The 23,295-nt window shown below is 47.4% G+C and carries 19 protein-coding genes; 17 read left to right on the top strand and 2 right to left on the bottom strand.

Annotation, left to right across the window (positions count from 1 at the left end; translation table 11 throughout):
- Nucleotides 1-18: 18 nt before the first annotated feature.
- The 9 genes from argF to ACWA2B_RS04370 all read left to right on the top strand — a co-directional run bounded on the left by argF (nt 19) and on the right by ACWA2B_RS04370 (nt 11,673).
- Nucleotides 19-975, top strand: coding sequence for an ornithine carbamoyltransferase (argF, locus tag ACWA2B_RS04410; RefSeq protein WP_039271452.1), 957 nt, complete (start codon nt 19-21; stop codon nt 973-975).
- Nucleotides 976-1,038: 63 nt separating this feature from the next.
- Complete coding sequence (locus tag ACWA2B_RS04405; protein WP_069010680.1) at nt 1,039-2,274, top strand: argininosuccinate synthase; 1,236 nt, start codon at nt 1,039-1,041, stop codon at nt 2,272-2,274.
- An 86-nt stretch (nt 2,275-2,360) separates the two neighbouring features.
- A complete protein-coding gene (gene argH, locus ACWA2B_RS04400) occupies nt 2,361-3,773 on the top strand; it encodes an argininosuccinate lyase (protein WP_069010681.1) in 1,413 nt (470 codons plus the stop codon).
- Between the two features lie 447 nt (nt 3,774-4,220).
- The gene (locus ACWA2B_RS04395; protein ID WP_029514559.1) at nt 4,221-4,472 is read left to right on the top strand and encodes a hypothetical protein; all 252 of its coding nucleotides are present in this window, start codon (nt 4,221-4,223) and stop codon (nt 4,470-4,472) included.
- Complete coding sequence (locus ACWA2B_RS04390; protein ID WP_069010682.1) at nt 4,465-6,924, top strand: glycosyltransferase family 2 protein; 2,460 nt, start codon at nt 4,465-4,467, stop codon at nt 6,922-6,924. The genes ACWA2B_RS04395 and ACWA2B_RS04390 overlap by 8 nt, the downstream gene beginning before the upstream one ends.
- A 23-nt stretch (nt 6,925-6,947) precedes the next feature.
- A complete protein-coding gene (locus ACWA2B_RS04385; protein WP_029514557.1) occupies nt 6,948-7,955 on the top strand; it encodes a glycosyltransferase family 2 protein in 1,008 nt (335 codons plus the stop codon).
- On the top strand, nt 7,918-8,337 hold the full coding sequence (locus tag ACWA2B_RS04380; RefSeq protein WP_342434549.1) for a GtrA family protein: 420 nt from the start codon (nt 7,918-7,920) through the stop codon (nt 8,335-8,337). The genes ACWA2B_RS04385 and ACWA2B_RS04380 overlap by 38 nt, the downstream gene beginning before the upstream one ends.
- Nucleotides 8,334-9,935: an ArnT family glycosyltransferase gene (locus ACWA2B_RS04375; protein ID WP_069010683.1), complete on the top strand. Its 1,602-nt coding sequence runs from the start codon at nt 8,334-8,336 to the stop codon at nt 9,933-9,935. Before ACWA2B_RS04380 ends, ACWA2B_RS04375 begins: the two co-directional genes overlap by 4 nt.
- 103 nt (nt 9,936-10,038) lie before the next feature.
- On the top strand, nt 10,039-11,673 hold the full coding sequence (locus ACWA2B_RS04370) for a glycosyltransferase family 39 protein (RefSeq protein ID WP_449291738.1): 1,635 nt from the start codon (nt 10,039-10,041) through the stop codon (nt 11,671-11,673).
- Nucleotides 11,674-11,750: 77 nt separating this feature from the next.
- On the opposite strand, the gene ACWA2B_RS04365 is transcribed toward ACWA2B_RS04370, so the two are convergent.
- A complete protein-coding gene (locus ACWA2B_RS04365; RefSeq protein WP_449291737.1) occupies nt 11,751-12,539 on the bottom strand; it encodes an alpha/beta hydrolase in 789 nt (262 codons plus the stop codon).
- 265 nt (nt 12,540-12,804) lie between these two features.
- Here ACWA2B_RS04365 and ACWA2B_RS04360 point away from each other — a divergent pair, with 265 nt between their 5' ends.
- A complete protein-coding gene (locus ACWA2B_RS04360; RefSeq protein WP_069010686.1) occupies nt 12,805-13,956 on the top strand; it encodes an S-layer homology domain-containing protein in 1,152 nt (383 codons plus the stop codon).
- A 71-nt stretch (nt 13,957-14,027) separates the two neighbouring features.
- Here ACWA2B_RS04360 and ACWA2B_RS04355 read toward each other — a convergent pair whose 3' ends face one another.
- Complete coding sequence (locus ACWA2B_RS04355; RefSeq protein WP_029514551.1) at nt 14,028-15,446, bottom strand: VanW family protein; 1,419 nt, start codon at nt 15,444-15,446, stop codon at nt 14,028-14,030.
- Nucleotides 15,447-15,670: 224 nt separating this feature from the next.
- Between ACWA2B_RS04355 and ftsE the strand changes: the two genes are divergently transcribed.
- The 7 genes from ftsE (at nt 15,671) to ACWA2B_RS04320 (ending at nt 23,178) form a co-directional block, all read left to right on the top strand.
- The gene (ftsE, locus tag ACWA2B_RS04350; RefSeq protein WP_023990620.1) at nt 15,671-16,357 is read left to right on the top strand and encodes a cell division ATP-binding protein FtsE; all 687 of its coding nucleotides are present in this window, start codon (nt 15,671-15,673) and stop codon (nt 16,355-16,357) included.
- Nucleotides 16,347-17,264 carry a permease-like cell division protein FtsX gene (gene ftsX / locus ACWA2B_RS04345; RefSeq protein ID WP_013312238.1) on the top strand — a complete coding sequence of 306 codons (918 nt, stop codon included), beginning with the start codon at nt 16,347-16,349 and terminating at the stop codon, nt 17,262-17,264. Before ftsE ends, ftsX begins: the two co-directional genes overlap by 11 nt.
- An 83-nt stretch (nt 17,265-17,347) precedes the next feature.
- The gene (locus tag ACWA2B_RS04340; RefSeq protein ID WP_029514550.1) at nt 17,348-18,631 is read left to right on the top strand and encodes a M23 family metallopeptidase; all 1,284 of its coding nucleotides are present in this window, start codon (nt 17,348-17,350) and stop codon (nt 18,629-18,631) included.
- Between the two features lie 206 nt (nt 18,632-18,837).
- Nucleotides 18,838-20,304 (top strand): S41 family peptidase, encoded by a 1,467-nt coding sequence (locus ACWA2B_RS04335; protein WP_029514549.1) that lies wholly within the window; start codon nt 18,838-18,840, stop codon nt 20,302-20,304.
- A gap of 165 nt (nt 20,305-20,469) precedes the next feature.
- Nucleotides 20,470-21,786: a PDZ domain-containing protein gene (locus ACWA2B_RS04330; protein ID WP_069010688.1), complete on the top strand. Its 1,317-nt coding sequence runs from the start codon at nt 20,470-20,472 to the stop codon at nt 21,784-21,786.
- A gap of 177 nt (nt 21,787-21,963) precedes the next feature.
- Nucleotides 21,964-22,521, top strand: coding sequence for a class I SAM-dependent methyltransferase (locus ACWA2B_RS04325; protein WP_029514547.1), 558 nt, complete (start codon nt 21,964-21,966; stop codon nt 22,519-22,521).
- Between the two features lie 273 nt (nt 22,522-22,794).
- Nucleotides 22,795-23,178 carry a hypothetical protein gene (locus ACWA2B_RS04320; protein WP_029514546.1) on the top strand — a complete coding sequence of 128 codons (384 nt, stop codon included), beginning with the start codon at nt 22,795-22,797 and terminating at the stop codon, nt 23,176-23,178.
- The last annotated feature ends 117 nt before the right edge of the window (nt 23,179-23,295 follow it).

Raw genomic sequence — 23,295 nt, 5'->3', positions numbered from 1 at the left:
GTAAAAGGAGACGATAGCATGAGCCAGGGCGGCGCACTGCAGCAGATGAATTTGAAAGGACGGGACTTCCTGGAGCTGGACGATTACTCGCCAGAAGAAATCCAGTATTTAATTGATCTCGCTGTTGAAATTAAGCGTAAGCATAAAAACGGGGAAACCTATCAGCCGCTAAAAGGGAAAACGCTCGGACTGATTTTCGAGAAATCCTCTACACGTACACGGGTATCTTTTGAAGTCGGTATGTATCAATTGGGCGGGCATGCTCTTTTCCTCAGCAAAAATGACATCCAGCTGGGACGCGGCGAACCGATTAGCGACATGGCCCAAGTCATGTCACGGTATCTGGATGGCATTATGATTCGTACCTTTGGGCACGATAATGTGGTAGAGTTGGCACGTTATGCATCCGTTCCTGTGATCAATGGATTGAGTGATTTGGCGCATCCGTGCCAAGTGCTAGCTGATTATCAAACCTTGTATGAGCAAAAGGGCAAGCTAAAAGGGCTCAAATTGGCTTATATCGGAGACGGCAACAATATGGCGCATTCTCTCTTGATTGGTGGAGCGAAGCTCGGAGTGCATGTCTCCATTGCAAGTCCAGCTGGATACGAGCCTAACCCGAGTGTGGTCGCAGCTTCCCGTGAAATTGCCAAACAGACAGGTAGTGAGATCGTTATAACCCAAAGTCCGCAGGAAGCAGTACAAGATGCGGATGCGATCTACACAGATGTGTGGGCGAGCATGGGGTTTGAGGAAGAGCAGAAGGAGCGGGAGCTTGCTTTTGCCGACTTTCAGGTGAATGAAGAGCTGGTCAAGCTGGCAAAGCCGGATTATTTATTCCTGCATTGTCTCCCTGCGCATCGTGGGGAAGAAGTGAGCGCAGGCGTAATTGATGGTCCGAATTCGGTCATCTTTGATGAAGCAGAAAATCGTCTGCATGCGCAAAAAGCGCTGTTAGTTGCTTTAATGGCATAAGATTGATAGGTATTGATAGGTAAAGAAGATAAAGGCTAGAAGCATTCGGGGAGGACTTTAACAATGGCAAAAGAAAAAATCGTACTCGCATATTCCGGCGGTCTGGATACGTCGGTTATTCTGAAATGGCTCAAAGAAACTTATGATGCTGAAATCATCGCTTTCACCGCAGATATTGGTCAAAAAGAAGAACTGGACGGTTTGGAGGAAAAAGCACTCGCTACAGGGGCTTCCAAAGTGTACATTGATGATCTGCGTGATGAATTCGCCAAGGATTTTATCTATCCGATGTTTCAGGCGGGTGCCTTATATGAAGGACAATATTTGCTCGGAACGAGTATTGCACGTCCATTGATCGCTAAGCGGATGGTCGATATTGCGATTGCCGAGGGAGCAACAGCCATTGCTCACGGGGCAACAGGCAAAGGTAACGATCAGGTACGCTTCGAGCTGAACGCGGCGGCGTTGACGCCGGATATCAAGGTGATTGCACCTTGGCGGCTGGAAGAGTTCCGCAATCAGTTCCCGGGCCGTGCAGAAATGATTGCCTATGCGGAAAAACACGACATTCCGGTAACTGCTTCTGCAGCCAAGCCATACTCCATGGACCGTAACCTGCTGCATATCAGCTATGAAAGCGGCGTGCTGGAGGACCCTTGGTTTGATCCAAGTGCTCCTGAAAATAAAGAAATGTTCTTGCTCAGTAACGCGCCTGAGGACGCTCCTGATGAAGCAGAATATTTGGAGTTGGAATTTGAAGCAGGTAACTGCATCGCTTTGAACGGAGAACAGCTTAGTCCATTGCAAGTGATGGAAAAACTGAATGAGCTCGGCGGCAAGCATGGTATCGGACGCGTGGATATGGTGGAAAACCGTTTTGTTGGTATGAAAAGTCGGGGAGTCTATGAGACGCCGGGCGGTACGATCCTGTTCACAGCTCACCGCAAAATGGAATCCATCACGATGGATCGCGAGGTTATGAATCTGCGTGATAGTCTGATTACCCGTTATGCTACCTTGGTTTACAACGGTTTTTGGTTCGCACCGGAACGTGTCGCTTTGCAGGCTCTGGTTCATGAGAGTCAGAAAAATGTCAGTGGTACCGTGCGCGTGAAGCTGTACAAAGGCAACATTATCGGCGCAGGCGTTAAAAGTCCGGTTAGCTTGTACAATCCGGACATTGCGACCATGGAAGCCGATCCGACACAAGCCTACGATCAAGGCGATGCAACAGGCTTTATCCGCTTGAATGCTCTGCGTTTGAAGGTTAACGCGGGTGTAACACAAAATCATAAATAATGATGTAACCTAAAAAATGTACGGGATGCGGGCCGTTCTTGTCCAAACGACGAGGGCGGCTTGTATTGCAGAGAGGGGATCATACAATGAGTAAGCTATGGGGCGGACGGTTTACGAAGCAAACGAACAAGCTGGTAGAGGAATATACGGCTTCTATCGGGTTTGATCAGGCGTTGGCGGAAGAAGATATTCAAGGCAGTTTGGCTCATGTGGCCATGCTAGGAAAATGTGGAATTATTCCGCAGGAGGATGCAGACACGATCAAGGAAGGACTGCACACCGTTCTGGAGCGTATCCGCCGTGGGGAAATTGAATTTTCCGTTTCGGATGAGGATATTCACATGAATATCGAAAAAAATCTAATCGAGGCTATTGGTCCAGTGGGGGGTAAACTACACACTGGGCGTAGCCGTAACGATCAGGTAGCAACGGATATGCACTTGTATTTGCGTGGACGTGTGGTATCGCTGGTGGGTATGCTGCATGATGTACAATCTGCATTAATCGGCCAAGCAAAGGATAATCTGGACACGATTGTACCTGGATACACACACTTGCAGCGTGCGCAGCCTATTTTATTTGCACATCATCTGCTGGCGTATGTGTCTATGCTGGAGCGTGATATTGACCGACTCAAAGACAGCTACAAGCGGATTAACGTGTTGCCGCTTGGCGCGGGTGCTTTGGCCGGGACCACTTTTCCGATCGACCGTCATTTTGTAGCCGAGCAACTGGGATTTGATGGCGTATATGAAAATAGCCTCGATGCCGTCAGCGATCGGGATTTTATCGTAGAGTTCCTGGCTGGCGCCTCGCTGATTATGACGCATTTGTCTCGTCTGAGCGAAGAATTGGTGCTATGGAGCAGCACGGAGTTTGGTTTTGTCGAGCTGGATGATGCTTTTTGTACAGGCAGCAGCATTATGCCGCAGAAGAAAAATCCGGACGTACCGGAGTTGGTACGTGGTAAAACCGGACGTGTCTATGGAAACCTCGTGGGCTTGTTGACTGTATTGAAATCCTTGCCGCTGGCATACAACAAGGACATGCAGGAAGACAAGGAAGGGATGTTCGATACCGTTGCCACGCTGGAAGGAGCCTTGCAACTGTTCGCACCGATGATCGCCACGATGAAGGTGAACAAGGATCGCATGCGTCAAGCGGTCAACCAGGACTTCTCCAATGCAACGGATATTGCGGACTTCTTGGTCGGCAAAGGGCTTCCGTTCCGTCAGGCGCATGAGGTCATTGGCAAAACCGTACTGTATTGCATCCAGCATGGAAAATATTTGCTTGATCTGACACTGGACGAATTTCAGCAGTTTTCGGATCTGTTTGATGAGCGTATCTATGAGGTACTTCAACCGGAAGCGGTAGTGAATGCACGGAATGTATATGGTGGAACCGCTACCGGTCAGGTACAGGCAGCCATTGGGCGCAGTGAACAGCTCCTGGCGAATACATCAACATGGTTTGAAGGGCACAAGCCGAAAAATTAATCAGTAAAGAAAGATATTATTCTCTTGCACAGTAGCCGTATACTGTGTAAAATCAAATTTTAAGGAATTAGCAATCAAAGATTCTAAGGCACCGTTCGCGGTGTCTTTTGTGCTTTTTGGGGCATTAATTCATAGTTCCAAATACCTATTACTACACTAGTGTGAAAGTTTCTAGAATTTACATTTTTGTATACTACGTCTACGGTGATTATGGTAGAATAGCACTAAGTTTTTCATTGAATTACCAATTCAATAGGACAAGAACTATATTCAATAAATAAATGTCAAGTTACTAGGGGCTCTTTTGGTCAAGTGAATTTCATAAATGTGTAAATGAAGGGCTTGAATGAGAATAGAGGTATGTCCTGGTTTTGGGAGAACGGCATGTATATGCTTTAAAGTAGTGACGTAGCAAAAGGCAGAGTCGGGATGATTCAGGGAGGTATTATGAGAACTAAAAGGACGGCGCGTCAGTTAAAGAGCGCTTGGATCGGTTATCGCGCTTCTGAAGCCGATCAACTGATATCTTCATTGCATGAGGAACGGATACAAGCGGAGGAGTTACTGCGCGAGGAGCGGGAACTTTTTCACGCGGCGCTGGAACGGAAAAAGCAGCGGGATGCGGAGTTAAAGCAGCTGCTTGCAGATGCGCTTGCGGAAGAGCGGCGCTGGATTGAAAGGGCGGGAATTCATGGGTGACAAGCTTAGGTGGCAGGTTGGAGGAGTTTCAATTCGCCAAACCAAGAGAAGAATAAAAGAAGAGCGTCAGCGAATCGAACAACTGCAACAACAGCTAGAGGCTCAGCGGGCAGAGCAGGCTCCGGTGCTGTACAAGCTTGATTTTCATATCGAAGAGTTGGAACGGCGACTTCAGGATACAGAACTTCGTATCGAGGCTATACGGAACGCCAATGATACAGCAGCAGCTGTGGAACAATTGCTGGATGAAGGGATACAGGATGGACAGGCGCAGGAGGCTCAAGTCCAATATGCATCTGGCCAGGAACAGACAGCAGCAGGAGCTGCTATGGTCACTGCTTCCAGTATCCCTGGTACGGAAGGCGAAGAGGCAGCAACAGGAACGCGGAGCGGCCGAAACGGCAAGGCCCGTCTGGGGGATCAACTGGTGGAGAACGGGATGATCACCCGCGATCAGCTGACAGATGCCATCCGCAACCAGAAGCGCTACGGTGGTAGGCTGGGCGATATTCTTGTAGAAATGGGCTTCATTACAGCCGAGCAGCTACAGGAACAGGTTGGCGGCGACGAGTCCAAGGAGCGCCTAGGCGATATGCTGGTTCGTTCCGGTTATATATTGCCGGAACAACTGGAACGCGCACTGGAGTTCCAGGCGAAGAGCGGCGGGCTGCTGGGCGACATCTTGCTGTCATTGCAAATGCTGGAACCTGCGGATTTGTACCGCGCGATTGCTACACAGAACCGGATCGGGCGTATTGGTGAGGAACTCGCGCTGGATGCGGCGTACAAACTACCCGAGCAAGTGGCAATGGCTTATGGCGTGGTCGTTATCCATCAATATATGAACCGATATATTGTGGCGGTCAGCGATCCGCTGCCAGAAGAGCGACGCTTGAAGCTGGAGGAAATTCTGGGTATGCCGGTAGAGCAGGTGCTTGCTACGAAGGAAGAGATGGAGCAGCTCTGGGGTAAAATCTACGGTGAAGAAATGATGCAGGAGAGCACGACCGGGCTGTTGGAAAAAGAACCGCACAATTCGGCGCGGACGACTTTTACAAAGGGACAACTTTGGGTGTTCGCAGCCATGGGTATGATTACACTGCTCGGTCTCTTCTGGAACAGTTGGAAAACGGTGTTGATCATCAATATGATGATTCAGCTGTTTTATTTTGCGATGACGCTATTTAAATTTGGCATTATTTATCTTGGTTCCCGGCGTGGGGCGCAGCTTCGTTTTACGAAGGAAGAGGTTGACGCCATGGATGAAAAGAAACTGCCGATCTATACCATTCTTGTACCTATGTATAAGGAAGCGGGCGTGCTTCCGATGTTGTTGCGAAATTTGGAGCAGCTGGATTATCCCAAGTCCAAGCTGGACGTGCGGCTGCTGATTGAAGAGGATGACATTGAGACGATCGAGCTACTTCGGGAAATGAAGCTGCCGGCCTATTACACGACACTGGTCGTTCCAGACGGTTTGCCGAAAACCAAGCCGAAGGCATGTAATTATGGACTTATTCGGGCACGTGGCGAGTTTGTCGTGATTTACGATGCTGAGGATCGTCCCGACGCTGATCAGCTTAAAAAGGTCATTGCAGCGTTCGATTCACTCCCTGAGCATTATGCGTGTATTCAGGCGAAGCTCAACTACTTTAATAGTACACAAAATTTGCTGACCCGCTGGTTCACTCAAGAATACAGTATGTGGTTCGAGCTACTGCTGCCGGGTATTATGCAGTTAGATACCCCAATTCCTTTAGGTGGCACATCCAATCATTTTCGGGTATCTGTATTGAAAGATATTAATGCGTGGGACCCCTATAATGTAACCGAGGATGCCGATCTGGGCATACGTCTGTATAAAGGCGGCTACAAAACTGCTATTGTCGATTCCCGTACATGGGAGGAAGCTAACAGCCGCGTGGGCAACTGGATTCGTCAGCGGTCACGCTGGATCAAGGGGTATATGCAGACGTGGCTGGTTCATATGCGCAATCCGGTGAAGCTGGTGCGCGAAGTGGGCTGGAAAGGTTTTTTCGGCTTTCAGGTGATGATTTTGGCAACTCCAATGTTGCCGTTGCTGAATCCGATTTTTTGGGGCTTGCTTATTTTATGGTTTGGCTGGGAATTGTCCTTTATTCCCAAGCTGTTCCCGGGATATGTGTATTACCTGGCCAGCGCGGAATTTTATATCGGTAACTTTCTGTTCGTATTCAGTAACGTGGCCGGAATGTATTGGGTCATCGGGGAACTGGAAGAGCGCGGTGAACGAACATTTTCATACGCGATGGTCAAATATGGGCTACTCTCGCCGTTATATTGGGTACTAATGAGTATAGCTGCGGTGAAAGCAGCTTGGCAGCTCATTACCAAGCCGTTCTATTGGGAAAAGACGACACATGGTCTGACCGATATGCACGACTTGGATGATACCCCGGCACAGTCCTCCTGAATATGAAGAAAGAAGGAGCAAGAATGGAGACAAAAACACCTTTTTTATCCGTCGTCATTCCCATGTACAATGAAAGCTCGCATCTTGAGCGTTCGCTTAAGGTGATTGATGGGGTACTGTCTGTTGTCACCTCACGCTATGAACTCATCATTGTAGATGATGGTTCCAAGGACGATACGTGGCTTAAATTGTCTGAATTATCCCATCGAATGCCCTCTTTGCTCGCGCTCCGGTTGAGTCGGAACTTCGGTAAGGAACTGGCGTTGTGCGCAGGTCTGGAAAATGCCTCTGGCGATGCAATCATTGTCATGGACGGTGATTTGCAGCACCCTCCTGAGATGATTGGAGAAATGGTGCGTTTATGGCAAAATGAAGGTTATGATTTGGTCGAATGTGTGAAAGAATTCCGGGGAGAAGAGTCGGTGGGCAAAAAGCTTGGAGCTTCTTTGTTCTACGCGACCTTGAACCGCTTGACGGGCTTTAATCTCAAGGATGCCTCCGATTATAAGCTACTGGATCGACGAGTGGTGGATGCCTGGATGGCGATGCCAGAGCGGATGCCGTTTTTTCGCGGAATGACGGCCTGGCTCGGTTTCCGTAAAACCCAGATTTCTTTCCGAGTGGCTCCACGCGAAGAGGGTCCAAGCCGCTGGAGTCCGTTAGGGCTGACTCGACTGGCAGCAGAAGCGATCGTTTCGTTTTCGACAGTACCATTGCGGGTTGTAAGTCTAATGGGCCTCATTTTTATGCTGATTTCAGTCGTATTGGGGATTCAGACCTTAATGCGTAAATTAATGGGTGACGCTGTGACCGGTTTTACCACTGTCATTTTGCTGCTCTTGATTATCGGCAGTGTACTCATGCTGTCGATCGGAGTAGTAGGAGAATATATTGCCGCCATATATCACGAAGTCAAAGCTAGACCTCGCTATCTGATAGCAGATAAACGGGCGAATGCTGACCGATTGTGGGTGGACAGGGAGTTTAATCAACATGATCAGACGTTCATATCTAAAGTATCCAATCATTAAATACGGTATTGTAGGACTGCTGGGTACAGGTATCCATGTTGGTGTACTTGTGCTGCTGGTGGAGCTGTTTACGGTACCTGCAGTAATGGCTACTACAATAGGATTCGTGGTTACGCTGCTCGTTTCCTATGTGCTGAACCGAAACTGGACGTTCGAGCCTACCGGTGAGGGAAGCCGCACCCAGTTTCTTAAATATTTATTGGTCTGTACCTGTGGCTTACTCTTAAATGCCGCCCTGATGTACGCGACCATTCACTGGATCGGTTGGTCGTATCTGATCGGTGAAGTACTAACTACCATCATCGTGCCTGTTCATAATTATTTCTGGAACCGCTACTGGATCTTCTCCGTTCCGCAACAGCGTCAGAAAGAGGTTTCATGATTTTAAGAAAACACGGAAAATTGCTGTCATTGTTTGCTTTTATTGCTGCTCTTGAACTGGCGGTGGGTGTGTATTTTGCATGGCATCTTGGCTATATGCATACCGATGCGCTCAGTCGAGTGGCTAATGCATTTTATGTGCTATACAGTCGTGATCCACACTTGGGTGCTATCGGGTTTGTATGGAATCCGCTGCCCAGTTTGATGGAACTGATCGTGCTGTTGTTTTATCCTTTATTTCCAGTACTCGCTTCCCACGGGCTGGCGGCAGTGATTGTGAGCAGCCTGTTTGCAGGGGCGAGCGCGGCATTATTGTATGCGACGGGCAAACAGTTGGGGCTTCACGGTGCAACCAGCTTGCTGATTGCGCTATTATTTTCACTGAATCCATTTATGTTTCTGTTTGGCTTCAACGGCTTAAGTGACTCGCCATATATCTTTTTCATCCTGTTGACAGTGAGTCGATTTTGTATGTGGTTGAAGGATCGCAAGGCGGCGAATTTGATCGTATCCGGTTTTGCACTTGCACTCGCTTTTTGGGTGCGCTATGAAGCGGTTCCGCTTGGCGTTGCGATGGCTTTGGGTGTATTGCTGACGATCTTTTTTCTGCATCGGTGGCGTACAAACAGAGAGAGCGTTAGAACGCAATTGTCTTTAAAAGAGCGCCTGTACAAGGTAGAAGCGACATGGCTTCTATTGTTGCTGCCGCTTGTCTTTTCCGGTTTGCTGTGGCTCTTTTTTAACTGGATTATCATGGGCGACCCGCTTTACTTTTTACGCTCGCAATATTCCAATTCCACACAATCAGCGGCTTTGTTAGAGGATCAGCGCTTTGTAGAAATGTTTGCTCACCCTGTGCTGATGCTAAAGTTTGTCGGGCAACGAACCTTATGGTATGCGGCTCCGTTAATTTCCATTTTGCTTATACGCCTATTGGACAAACGTCTGTGGAGTTGGAGCACGCTTACGCTATTAGCAATCTTTTTATCGGTACCCGGGCTTCAGCTTTTACTGATGTTTAAGCATTCTTCGTTTGGCTGGTTCCGATATTTTATGTATGTATTCCCGATTACGGTTGCTTGGCTGCCGTATGAGCTTAGTCTGTTGAAGGGGAAAATGCGGGGGATCGGAATCTCACTGGTAACGGCAGGGATGTTGGTAACAGCAGGCTTGTTATCCTACGCACTGACGAACCCCGCGATTGCAGCAGATGAACACAGCTATTTGACGCATAGTGGTAATGAAAGCTACGAACGTCAAATTATTGAGCGGAAAATAGCGCCGTGGCTGGATGAGTATTATGGTTCATCTCTTATTTTGACAGATTCTTATGCCGCCTATCCGATCATTTTGAGCAGCAAAATTCCGAAGAAGTTTATGATTACGAGTGATTATGATTTTGGGGAATCTTTAATAGATCTGCCTGCTTCCAAGGTGGATTATGTCTTGGTCACGCGCTTGGTGGATGGGGTACCGCTGGATCAGGTAAACCGGAGCTATCCTGATTTATTCGAAAAGGGAGCGCCGTGGGCCTCGTTGGTACATGACTTTGACGGGCAGTGGCGACTGTACAAAATAGAGCATGAAGAATCGAAATAATTATTATATTTTAGTGCATCGTAGCGGAGGGAAGAATACAGCTGTAGGGTGTGAGTGGGCTACAGCTGTATCACCGCAAGAAGTTTGAGGGGGAACGAGAGGAATGTCCTTTCGCAAATGGTCTGCAAGCAGATGGATGGCTATAGGTCTGTTTGTATTTATACTTGCATTGGAACTTTCTGCGGGCATCTATTTCAGCTATGTTCTGGGATATATGCACACAGACGCGCTCAGTCGCGTAGCTAACGCATTTTACGTGCTGTACAGCCGCGACCCGCATCTGGGCGCCATCGGATTTATCTGGAATCCACTACCCAGTCTTCTGGAAATGGTGATTCTACTGCTGTATCCAATCTTTCCGGCATTAGCCACCTATGGATTGGCTGCTGTTATTTTGAGTGCTACCTTTTCTGCTTTGACCGCTATGTTGCTATATCGGGCGGGTGTCAGAACAGGGCTCAGCTCTAGTATGAGCTTGCTGCTGGCTTTGTTGTATGCACTGAATCCGTTTATTTTACTGTTTGGTGCCAATGGGCTGAGTGATTCGCTATACATATATTTCATTATGATGACGGTGATTGAGTTTGCATTGTGGCTCAAGGATCGCATGACGGCAAGTCTGATTGTTTCTGGATTAGCGCTTGCCATGGCGTTCTGGACTCGTTATGAAGCGGTTCCTCTGGGCGTGGCAATGGCAGGTGGCGTGGTCTTGGCGGTTTTGTTTCTCCATCGAAACATGGGCAGACGCGAGCTGGCCTTGCGAGAAAAACTGCACAAGGTCGAGGCAACGTGGTTACTGCTTCTGCTCCCCGTGGTCTTTTCCGGGCTGTTGTGGATTTTCTTTAACTATCTCATTATGGGGAATGCTTTTTACTTCCTGAATTCGGAGTATTCGAACACGGCCCAATCGGCAGAGCTGCTGAATGATGATAAGTTTGTAGAGATTTTCTCCAATCCGCTGGTGGCCTTGAAATTTATTGCTTCCAAAACACTTTGGTATTCGGTACCGTTGTTTGCTATTCTGTTCATTCGTCTGTTGAGTGGACGCTTGTTCCGATGGGGAACACTGATTATTTTGCTGCTGTTCCTATCAGTGCCGGGATTGCAGTTTTTACTTATGATGAAGCAATCCTCGTATGGATGGTTTCGTTATTTTATGTATGTATTCCCAATTACCGTAGCCTGGTTGCCTTATGAGTTGAGCCAGCTTCAGGGACGATGGCGGAGGGCAGCCTTTGGCCTGGTATCCGTCAGTCTGCTGCTTACCGCTGGATTACTTTCCTATGCGTTGACTCGCCCGGATATTGCACCGGATGAGAACAGCTTTCTCACACGGACAGGTAATGTGAACTATGTGAGACAGGAGTCAGATCGTAGGATTGCCGTTTGGTTGGATGAGCATCTGCCGAAGTCTACCATTATGACCGATTCGGCTTCAGCCTACACGATGATTGTTTACAGCCAACATCCTAAACGCTTCCTGATCACCAGCGATTATTCGTTCAATAAGGCATTAAGTTATCCGCAGGATCACCATGTGGATTATATCCTTGTACCTAAGATCATGTCAGGCATGCCACTGAGTAAGATCAATATGGTATATCCGAACTTATATGAACATGGTGCCCCATGGGTTCAGCTTGAACGTGAGTTTAATGGCGAGTGGCGCCTGTATAAAGTACTGCCTAAGTCACTAACTAAAGAATCTCCATCAACGGAGACCACGACAAATCCCTAATGTGCATATAATAAATCCCCGAGCCTATCCCTTCGCCATGGTGCGATGAGGGAAGCTGCGGGGATTTTTTAACCTGTTTAGTGCTCTTTGAGCGGTAGCCATGCCAGAACATCCTGAATTTTCGCGTCCCAGTACCCCCATTCATGCGCTCCAGGACCTTCTTCGTAGGTCAGCGGAACTCCGACGGTACTACATGTTTCACGAAAAGCCTGATTTCCCTTATAGAGGAAATCCTCTGTGCCGCAGCATTGGTAGAGTCGGGGGAGTGAGGTCCCCAAGGCAGCATGACGTTTTAGCAACTCTAGCAAGTCGTGATCTGTTCCGCGTATTTCATCTGGCCCAAAAATGTTAAGCCATTCCGCTGGACTCATCGCATTTTGCATAGGATCGGTGCGTGATGCGTGTAAATCCATGACTCCCGAAAGACTGGCAGCGGCTGCAAACCGCTCTGGATGCTGGAGTGCCAGTTTGAAAGCACCATATCCACCCATAGAAAGTCCGGCTACAAAATTATCCTCACGCTTGTCGGATAGAGGAAAGAATGAACGTGCCAAAGCCGGCAATTCTTCACTGATAAAGGTCCAATAAGCCGCTCCTTGCTCCATATTTGTATAGAAACTCCGATGTACTTGGGGCATAACGACAGCCAGGCCCAATGAGGCCACATAGCGTTCAATGGAGGTTCGACGCAACCAGGTTGAATCATCGTCCGATAGGCCATGCAGCAAATACAGCGTCGGATGTGGCCCGGTTCCTTGCTTGCCCTCTAGTCCAATTTGTGAACGGGTTGCCTGAGGAAGAATAACATTCATGGATGTGCTCAGACCAAGAACTTCCGAATAAAATTGACATTGAATAAGAGCCATAAGAAGACCTCTTTTCCTAGGGGTTTGTGACCTCATTGCGGTGTTCAGCATATGACTGAGTATTCATTCAGTATACCTTAGCCTGTCTAAATATACATATCCAAGCGAGTGACTAGGTATTAAGTCCCGTTTCTTATTTATCCTACATTAGGAGGGGGTATGGTTATATGGGACGATTTTTTTAATTTGGGGGTTATTTGGGTTTGATTTCTGGTAAAGTGTTTAAAAAAGAATGATGAATCCAATCAGAGGAGGAATTTATAGCATGGGAAAAAAGTTAAGAAATACAGTTACAGGTGTATTGAGTACAGGTCTTATTCTTAGCGCATTCAGCGCAGCGGCAGCTGCTCCTCAAACTACAAATGGACATTGGGCAGGAGATCAGGTGCAACGCTGGTCAGCCACAGGACAATTGGACGGCGCGGTAAAACCGGATGCGGCAATCACACGTGCAGAATTTATTGTTCTTCTGAACCGCAGCTTGGGTACGTTCACGCAGGATACTCCAGCTGTGACAGACGTAACGTATGCGGACAGTGTAAAAGTAAACGGTAATGGAGGCAGAACGTTCACAGATGTACCAGCTTCTCACTGGGCATACAACGAGCTGACAAGTGCCGTGAATGCAGGTTACATAAGCGGCTATGCAGGTAACAAGCTCAAACCAAATGGTAAGGTAACACGTCAAGAGGCTGCGGCTATCGTAGGCAAAGCTATTGGACTCACTGCGGGTAACGCAGCAGATGTTACTAAATTTATTGACTCCGACAAAATTGGATCTTGGGCAAAGAAAAGTGTAGCGGCAGCTGCGGAGCAAAAAATCATCAACGGTTATCCGGATGGTAAATTTCAGCCACTGAAGTCGCTGACTCGTGCAGAGGCAATTGCTATTCTGGACGCTGCTTCCGGCTACAACCTGAGCCCTGTTGATAATCTGACGACGACTCCTGGTGGAACGGTAACGGATTCCACATACAGCAACGTGACAGATTCCACTTATGGTAACACGTCGACTACTTCTGGCAGCGAAACAGAAGATAGCAGCACAAATACCAGCACAGATAGCACGACTACGAACAACTCTACAACAATAGATACCAACACAGATGCAGACACAACTACGGATACGACTACAGATAGCACTACAGACACAGTTGCAACTACGGGAGTACTGAAAGTCAACGATGTGTATGACGGAGAAAGTACAATTACGGGGACAGCTAAAGCAGGTTCCACAGTAACCGCCTATTCCAACGAACTGCCTATCGGTAGTGCAGTAGCCAAAGATGATGGCACATTTAGTATCAGTGTGCTTACTCAAAAAGCAACGGTTAGACTGGTAATCAAAGCTAAAGATGCAGACGGTAACGAAAGTGAGCCTGTAGAAATTTCTGTTTTGGGTAAACGCAGCGAGTAATTTATAGCTAAAATCCCCCTTTCATTCTGTCTGGAACAAGTCCAGCCGACAATGGAAGGGGGATTTTTCGTTTATTCGCTTATACCATCCTCGACAATAGACTTCTCGGGTTCACGTGTTTGTGGCTCAGACGATGTGCCACCGCCATAACTAGCTATAATGCGTTGCTGCGCTCGATACGTATCGCGGCTGATTCGGGTGCGATCTACGGCTTTTCCGTCTACCTTTTTTACTCGAAATGTTTCTACCACATACCCTTCTTTGCCCTGCCGAAGTACTTGATAGAAGCCGGGGGAAAGTGAGTCATTACGGAGTCTTTTCTCCGGTATGGGAAGTACGCGAACCGTATGGGATTCCAGTTCATACGAAATATTGGACGGAAATGTACCAAAAAATTTAACAGTAAGTGTTCGGTTTTGGACAGCCGCACGAAGTAACAAATGCTTGCCTGTATTGTTTTTAAAACGGAAATTAATGGACCCCGTAGCGAAAGTCGCATCCTGACCTTTGGGCAGATAGCTGACCGGCAAGGAATGGTTGCGGCGCTCAACAATGTCCAAACCGACTCGCAGCGCTGCATTATACACCGTGCTGGATACCTGACAAATCCCGCCGCCTATACCGGACTCCAACTGACCGTTCACGATCACTGGAGCTTCACGAAAGCCATGAGTGCGCTCAGCCTTGGCAATCAATTGGCCGTAGTCGAATATGTCGCCAGGCTTGAGAATTAAACCATCAACGGTGCTTGCCGCTGAGTTAACGTTGTACACGCGTCCTTCCGAGCTGCTGCCTAGACTGGTGGAGAACTGGACGATTTTGCGCTCAATCCCTTCGTTACGCAGACTGTCTACTGAAATTTTCGGCTCCAGCTGACGGAAAGGTAATTCCACTCGTACGGGCTCTTCCGAAGCGGTAAAATCCTTGGGCAGCGCCTTATCTAGTGCGGCGTCCAATCTGGGCCAATCTAGGCGTCGGGCAGAGCGCCCCGGAATATAACGAACCTGATCATTCCCGTCAATCTGTCGCACAGCATTGATAGGCATGCCATATCGTTGCTCCTCCCAATCGGCTCCGAATTGGGCCCTTAATATCTCCTCCTGTCGGAAAGATGTGATAGACCATTCCTTCTCGAAGCTAAAACGTGTCTGCACACGAGTCCATAGATGCTCCGAGCTGAGTGCCGTCACGGCATTCCGAAATGCCTCCGCTTTATAATGAATTCCTGCTTCCCCGAGTGTAATTTTTATATCCTGTGCACTGCTGTCACTGTCCGTCAGAAGTAGTGGACGTTGCTTCAATGCATCCAATTTTTTATCCACCAGCCGAAGAGCGGCTGTGTGATCCATGCTTCCTACGTTAATTCCTCCGACCCTCACTCCCTCCGGCAGTGTTTGTCTGTCGGCGTACAGATGAAGTCCTCCCCACAACATGGCTAGCGCCAGAACACCAGACCATATCCAAATGACAGATAAATGAATTTTTTTCATAATGCAGATGTCTCCTGTCTGATAAGCTTGATAGCGTACTCGTGTGCCATAATATTCATATATATGTGCCAAAAGCAGAAAACTTTCGGTACTATTTAGGTAACAAATTTGTTACAATGATAAACGGTATGATGAAATAGAGAAGTTTTTAAAGGAAATGCATGGAATATGTCGAATGGATATTAGGTTATGCGTAATATGATTAAGCAACGGGAAGTGATCGAGTGATTGAAATGCAGGATGTGTGGAAGACCTATACTAACGGAACCCACGCACTTCAAGGAGTATCGGTCAGAATTGACCGCAATGAGTTTGTATACGTAGTCGGCCCGTCTGGAGCGGGGAAATCGACTTTTATGAAGCTTATTTATAGAGAAGAAGTACCTACCAAGGGGCAAATTTCAGTCAATGGTTTTAATATCGGGAAGCTCAAGCAGCGTAAAATTCCCTACGTTCGTCGTAACATCGGAGTCATTTTTCAGGATTTCCGGCTTTTGCCGCGTTTGACGGCTTATGAGAATGTGGCTTTTGCTATGGAAGTTATTGAAGCTCCCAAGAAGCTGATTCGCAAACGGGTACCCGAAGTGCTTGAACTGGTTGGCTTGAAAACAAAAATGAATCGTGAGCCTGCCCAGCTTTCCGGTGGGGAGCAACAGCGTGTAGCGATTGCACGGGCCATCGTAAACAATCCTTCCGTGATCATTGCCGATGAACCTACGGGAAATCTGGACCCGGAAACATCGTGGGAGATCATGCAGTTGCTGGACGAAATTAATTTTCGAGGCACGACCATTGTGATGGCGACCCACAATAAGGACATCGTGAACTCTATGCGTAAACGCGTGATTGCCATTGAAAATGGCAACATCGTAAGGGATCAGGTAAGAGGGGAGTACGGATATGACTTTTAACACCTTCTTACGTCATGTGCGGGAAGGTTTCAAAAACATATTCCGCAATGGCTGGATGTCCGTGGCATCCGTCACCTCGATTATTGTGTCACTGCTCATATTGGGCGTATTTATCATGCTGGTGCTCAACGTCAATTCCCTGGCTGATCAGGCAGATAGTCAGGTGGAGGTTAACGTATTTCTGGAGCTGAATGTAGAGCAAAACATGCGTGAAACACTGCAAAAGGAAATCGCGGCGATGCCAGAAATCAGCAAAACGACCTTTGTGACTAAAGCTCAGGGTTTGGAAGAGCTGCGCAAAGATTTGGGTGACAGCGGCAAGGAGCTGCTGGAGGGTTTTGACAAGGACAGCAATCCACTGCCGGACAAAATTGTGGTAGAGGTTATTGAACCAACAACGGTTCCATTTGTGGCCGAAAAGATTGAGAAGCTGAATACGTTGCATCCAGAGAAACCGATTTTAAAGGTTCGTTATGGAAAAGGCACCGTAGAGACGCTCTTTACGATTACGAAGCTCATTCGTAATGTAGGCTTTATATTCGTCGCTGGACTGGCGATCATGTCCATGTTCCTCATCTCGAATACGATTCGCGTGACCATATTGGCACGACGAAGAGAGATTGGCATTATGAAGCTGGTCGGTGCGACCAACTTTTTTATACGCTGGCCGTTTTTTATTGAAGGAGCGCTTATCGGTCTCATTGGTTCCTTGATTACCGTAGGTATTTTATTTACTGGCTATCAGCGTTTGCTCACAGCCGTTCAGGGCGATATAGCTCTGAATATGTTGAAGCTTATGCCACTTGAAGGCATTTGGATTCAGTTGAGTGCATTGCTGATTATTTTGGGGATGCTGGTCGGAATTGTTGGCAGTACCCTGTCCATGCGCAAGTTCTTAAAAGTATAAGAAGCGCTGGTTGGACGTCGTGGTCGATTTAATAGAACGGGGAAGCCCGGTGTTATTTTGCGATAAAGGATGGGGAGTGCAAGTTGAAAAAAACAGGATCTGTGTTGGCCGCTACCTTGGTAGCCGCATTGCTAATCCAGCCTTCTGACGGATATGCCAAAAGCATGAGTGAGATCAATTCGCAGCTGAACAAATTGGAAAAGCAGGCCCAATCTGCCAAGCAACAACAGGAAAAGGCTGCTCAAGATAAACAGTATGCCCAACATTACAAAAATAAAACCGTGCAAAACCTAAAAATTGTGCTTGCTCAGATTAACAGTGTCAGTGATCAGCTGACTCGTGTTGCGGTTCAGATTGATCAAACGGAAGATAATCTGCGTGCGACTAAAAAAGATTTAGCTGAGGCCATTGATCGTATCCAGTCACGGGAAAAAATGCTGGAAACTCGTGTGCGTTTGATGTATACGGATGGAACCGTCTCATATATGGACGTGCTGATGTCTTCGTCCAGTTTTAGTGACTTTCTTAGCCGGGTAGATTCCCTGAAAACGATCGTGGAGCAGGATCAAATCCTGTTGGACGAGCATAAAAAGGACAAGGCTCTGGTCGTAAGTAAGAAGAAGCAGCTGGATACGGAATATAAAAATGCCAAGAAGCTGTATGCGCTCAAGCAGGGCGCCAAAGCAGAACTGAATTCGAAGGAGAAAGAGAAGCAAAGACTGATTTCCAATTATGATCATGATATTGCGGAGTCAGATGAAATCAGCGAAGAGCAAAATGACATGCTGGTAGCCCTCGCGAACAAACGTGTGGGTCTGGTGCAGGAGAAGAACAAGCTCAGAGCGGAGCAGGCTGCCAAAGCAGCACGCGCCAGAGCGGCTGCACGTGCGGCTGAAGCCAAACGATATGCATCTTCTTCCTCAGGCGCTGCCTCGAATTCCAGCCATGCGGCAGCCAGTACGTATACGGGTGGATCAGGTACGTTGGCTTTACCTGTATCTCATTACAGACTCTCATCTACTTTTGGCATGCGGGTACATCCGATTACTGGCAAGCTTAAAGGCCACACAGGTATTGATATGGCGGCTCCGCAGGGAACTGATATTCATGCAGCTGAAGACGGTGTTGTCATTGTTGCCGAGTGGTGGAGTGGTTATGGAAACACAGTTGTAATTGACCATGGAGACGGACTGTGGACCCTATACGGACACATTCGCAATGGCGGTACGGTGGTTCATACGGGGCAGACTGTGAAACGTGGTCAAAAAATTGCAGAAGTTGGTTCGACGGGCAATTCCACGGGACCTCACTGTCATTTTGAGGTGCGCGAAAATAACAAACCTGTAAATCCGATGAACTATTTATAGTAAATAAGGTAAGCCCTATTTATAGCCATTACGGTTGTAGATAGGGCTTTGCTGTAATGGTTAATATCCGATGAAGAACATGTGCATTGAGACACGGAGTAGGATACAATTAACATATTCCGTACAAGCTAGACGTATACTTCGTGGATGGATATGCGTTGTAAGGCAATAGGATACAAGATAACGAGAAGGCGGTGGACGATTAGATGTTGAAAAAAAGTACAGCGATACTCTTGATGGTGATCGGGCTGCTTGGCGGCAGTCTGCTCACTTTTGCCTATACTGGAACGACTACAGTAGGGAACAGCGCTCTGGGCGAAGGACTGCTGGCGAGTGTGACAGGTAGCAGTTCTACCTCCAGAAGTGATATCCGCAAAATCGAGACGGCGATGGACCTGATTCAGGGACAATATTATCAGGATGTGGATCGTACCAAGCTGGTGGATGGCGCCATCAATGGTATGATGGAGTCGCTCGGCGACCCGTATTCCTCTTATATGGGTAAAGAAACTGCACAACAGTTCGAGCAATCTATAGAAGGCTCTTTTACCGGGATCGGAGCTGAAGTAGCGGCTGAAAACGGAAAAGTAGTTGTAGTCACGCCAATTAAAGGCTCGCCGGCTGAAAAGGCAGGGCTACGCTCTAAGGATATTATTTTGTCTGTTAATGGTGAAACACTGGACGGATTGGATCTGAACAAGGCCGTTTCCAAAATCCGTGGACCTAAAGGCAGTCAGGCGAAAGTCAAAATTCAGCGCAGTGGCTCTCCTGATCCGCTCGAATACACGATTACCCGTGACAATATTGATATGGAAACTGTAACAGCTCATATGGAAAGCGACGGTGTAGGCGTCATCACGATCACCCAGTTCTCCTTGAATACAGCAGAACGATTCAAGGAAGAGTTGGCGAAGCTCGAGAAGCAAGGGCTAAAAGGGCTCGTCATTGACGTGCGTAATAACCCGGGCGGCGTGCTTTCCGTTGTCATTGAGATTGCGCAGCAATTTGTACCTTCCGGCAAAACGATTGTACAAGTGGAAGACAAGAATCAGAAGCGTGAAGAAGAGAAATCCAAAGGTTCACGTAAAAATTACCCTGTGACTTTGCTAATGAATAAAGGTAGCGCAAGTGCGTCCGAAATTCTGGCAGGTGCTCTCCAGCAATCAGCAGGTGCTGTGTTGATCGGGGAAAACTCCTTTGGTAAAGGTACTGTACAAACCAGCTATGACAAGCAAATGGGTGACGGTAGCCTGCTCAAAATCACGATTGCCAAATGGTTAACGCCAAATGGAACGTGGATTCATAAAAAAGGGATTAAGCCGAACATCGCGGTGGAACAGCCTGAATACTTCACAGCAGCACCGCTGAACAAGGAAAAGTCCTTGAAATACAATATGAATAGCAGTGATGTGAAAAATGCACAAATCATTCTGCAAGGTTTGGGTTACAAACCAGGTCGCGAGGATGGCTATTTTGACAAAGTAACTGAAAGCTCTGTTATTGCTTTTCAAAAACAAGCGAAGCTGACGGCTAGTGGCATCATTGATGCGAAGACAGCAGCAGCGATGGAAGCCAAGCTGATTGAGAAAATTCGTGATCCGAAAAATGATAATCAACTCAAGCAGGGGATTGAAGAGATTCGGAAGGAAATGAAGACAAGCGTAGCGAAATAATAGTGAGGCTACAACAAGGGGGCTGGAAACAGCCTCCTTTTATATTGGGATTTATTTGCAGTCTGTCGGTTTGTCTTCCCTACGTTGGCAATTTCATATAGAATAAATGGATATGAAGTGTACGTGATCCGCTATACAGCGGGCCAGGGGCATAAGGGAGTGTGAATGGACTTGGAATGGGCATTACAATGGGGATGGAGCGTCTTGAATGCTTGCTTATACCTGCTTATGCAGCCGTTTTATTATATCTCAATACTCATTGTCGCACTTGGTTATCGTCGGCAAATGCTGCTGGAGCGCAAGCTATTTCATACTAAAATGCATAGCTGGGCCTCAGAGACCTGGCGTGTCGTATGGAGTGGTTTGCTTGCTGGAATGGCGCTATCCGCTCTGGGAATGTTCGTCAGCGTGCATCTGAACCCGGCTTCCATCGTGTGCCTGTGGGTAGCAACATTACTGCTCATGCTGGTACGCGTCCGTTACCTGTGTCTCGCTTATTCGGTAGGTCTGCTAGGTGTGGTTCAATTTTTCCTAAATGTGGCCAGTGGCTGGCAACCTGTGGGAGCGCTTGGAACTTCAGTAACGGCTATCCGCGGATTGGATATTCCAGCACTGTTGGTGTTGGTCGCCGTGCTGCATGTGGCTGAGGCGCTGTTGGTTCGCTGGCAAGGGGGGAAAGCTGCCACTCCACTGTTTGTCGAGGGCAAACGGGGGAGATTGGTTGGCGGCTATCGGATGGAAGATCTCTGGCCCATTCCGTTGTTATTGCTGGTACCCACTCAGGGAGGATTCATGCTTCCCTGGACACCGTTATTCGGCGGCGATGCCGGAACCGGGTATATGCTGGCAGCCTTACCAGTCCTGATGGGCTTCAGCAGCGTGACGCTAGGCCAGCTACCACGACAGAAGGCGGTACTCACTTCGAACCGCTTGCTTCTGTACAGTGTGGCTTTACTTCTGCTGAGCTTGCTGGCTGCATGGTGGAGTCCGCTGATATTGTTAGCAGCGTTATTCTCTTTTCTGGCTCATGAGGCACTGATCTGGTATGGTAATATGGAGGAAAGTCGTCTTAGCCCGATGTTTGTCCATCCGGAGCAAGGGATGCGTGTGCTCGCTGTGCTGCCAGACAGTCCGGCGACAGCCATGGGCATACTGCCGGGCGAGGCCATTTACCGCGTGAATGGAGTTATTGTGAATACCCGTGCCGAGTTACACCAGGCCTTGCGGATCAATTCTGCCTTTTGCAAGCTGGAAGTACGCAATCTGCAAGGCGAGAGCAAGTTTGTGCAGCGAGGCATGTACGATGGCGATCATCACCAGCTAGGGGTCGTGCTTGCACCAGATGCAGACGCGAGCTGGGCCGTATCCCTACAGCCGGCCTCCATCTATCGGATTGTTGCCATGCATATAGGCGCACGGCGACGTAAAGCTGGACAGGCATCGCAGGCAGAGGGTACACAGTTGGATACCATGAACAAATAGATGTTACACTAAGAGGGTAGTCATTATTTGATTAGAGTCGAATAAGGCTACGCTCTTTTTATATGCCGACAGTAGCCTGCTTGAAATCAATATTCTGATCGGTATACAATGAATATGTAATAAGAAGCGTCGATGAACCGAATGTCTATCATGTGTGTCAAGCAGGGAGAGGAAAAGATGAACGCGATTCACTTTATTCGAGAGTACATCAGGCATCCACGCAGCGTAGGCGCTGTTATACCCAGCTCAAGACAGTTGGCCAAACAAATTGCCACACCGATTTACTTTGACAAAGCATCGTGCATTATTGAATATGGTGCAGGGACCGGTGTGTTTACGCAAGAGCTGATTTTGAACAAGCGTCCAGAAACGCTACTTTTAGTGATTGAAGCTAATGAATCGTTTTACAAAACGCTACAAAGCAAGTACGGACACTTGGAGAAGGTACACATCATTCATGGATCGGCTGAGCATGTAGCGCAGTATATACGACAGTATGAGGTTCCAAAAGTGGATTATGTCGTATCAGGGCTCCCTTTCACCAGCCTGCCAGGCGCGTTATCTAGCCTTATTTTGGGACAAACGGCTGAGGTTTTGGGCCAGGAAGGCAAATTTATTACGTTCCAGTACAGCAAGGTCAAACACAATTTTTTCCGCACCTTTTTTGCTGACATTCAGATTAAAAAGGTAAACTGCAATGTCCCGCCCGCTTATGTGTTCACGTGCAGCCTGTAACCTTGCAGCTATGTAGAAGATTAGAATAAATACGAATGCGATTATACGGATGATTATGAGAAGACTTGGTCAGCGTCATTAAGATACTGAAACGGTCTTTTTTTGTTGTCCACTTTCATAGATATATAAGAAGGGGATATGTTAAAAAGCAAAATTCATTTAAGGAATCATATTTTAAAATGGGGCTTAACCTATATATTACATAAGATGGAACCCACTAGATTTTTGTAAGATTCATGATAAATCTGAACTTTTGTTAAAGGAGATTTATATATGGTAAAACCACTGATATTCATGCGTTGGTGTGAGTACTATAAGTTAAGTGATCGTGAGACGGACTTTGTATCTTTTTTTATGATGAATTTCTCGGCTGCCCGTTCAGGCAATCAACCGAAGCTTAGGGAGCAATTTGTTGAAATTCAGAAAAAAACCTTTCCTGAGTACCCGTTTGATATTACCCCGGAAGAACTGGATTACTCCAAATTCGAAGGTTTGATGAAGCAGGTGTTGAAAATTCATTTTGACACGGCCGAGCTACTATACTCCTTTTACCTCCAAAAGCTGTGCGCACCTTTGGCAGAATACATTTTATCCACTGGAGAATCAGAGCCTGCGCGCATCTATTATAAGCTTATTCAAAAGGATAAAGTACGGTAGGAAGGACGAGTGTGGATAAGCAAGAGCTATTGGGATACTCAAGCAATATGGTTATTTAAGAAATTAATACTAGCTAATTAAAACAATAGTTAAAAATGTCAATATACCTTTGTGTTA

It is taken from the genome of Paenibacillus sp. CMM36 (assembly GCF_053570945.1).
This window is presented reverse-complemented; position numbering and strand designations above follow the sequence as displayed.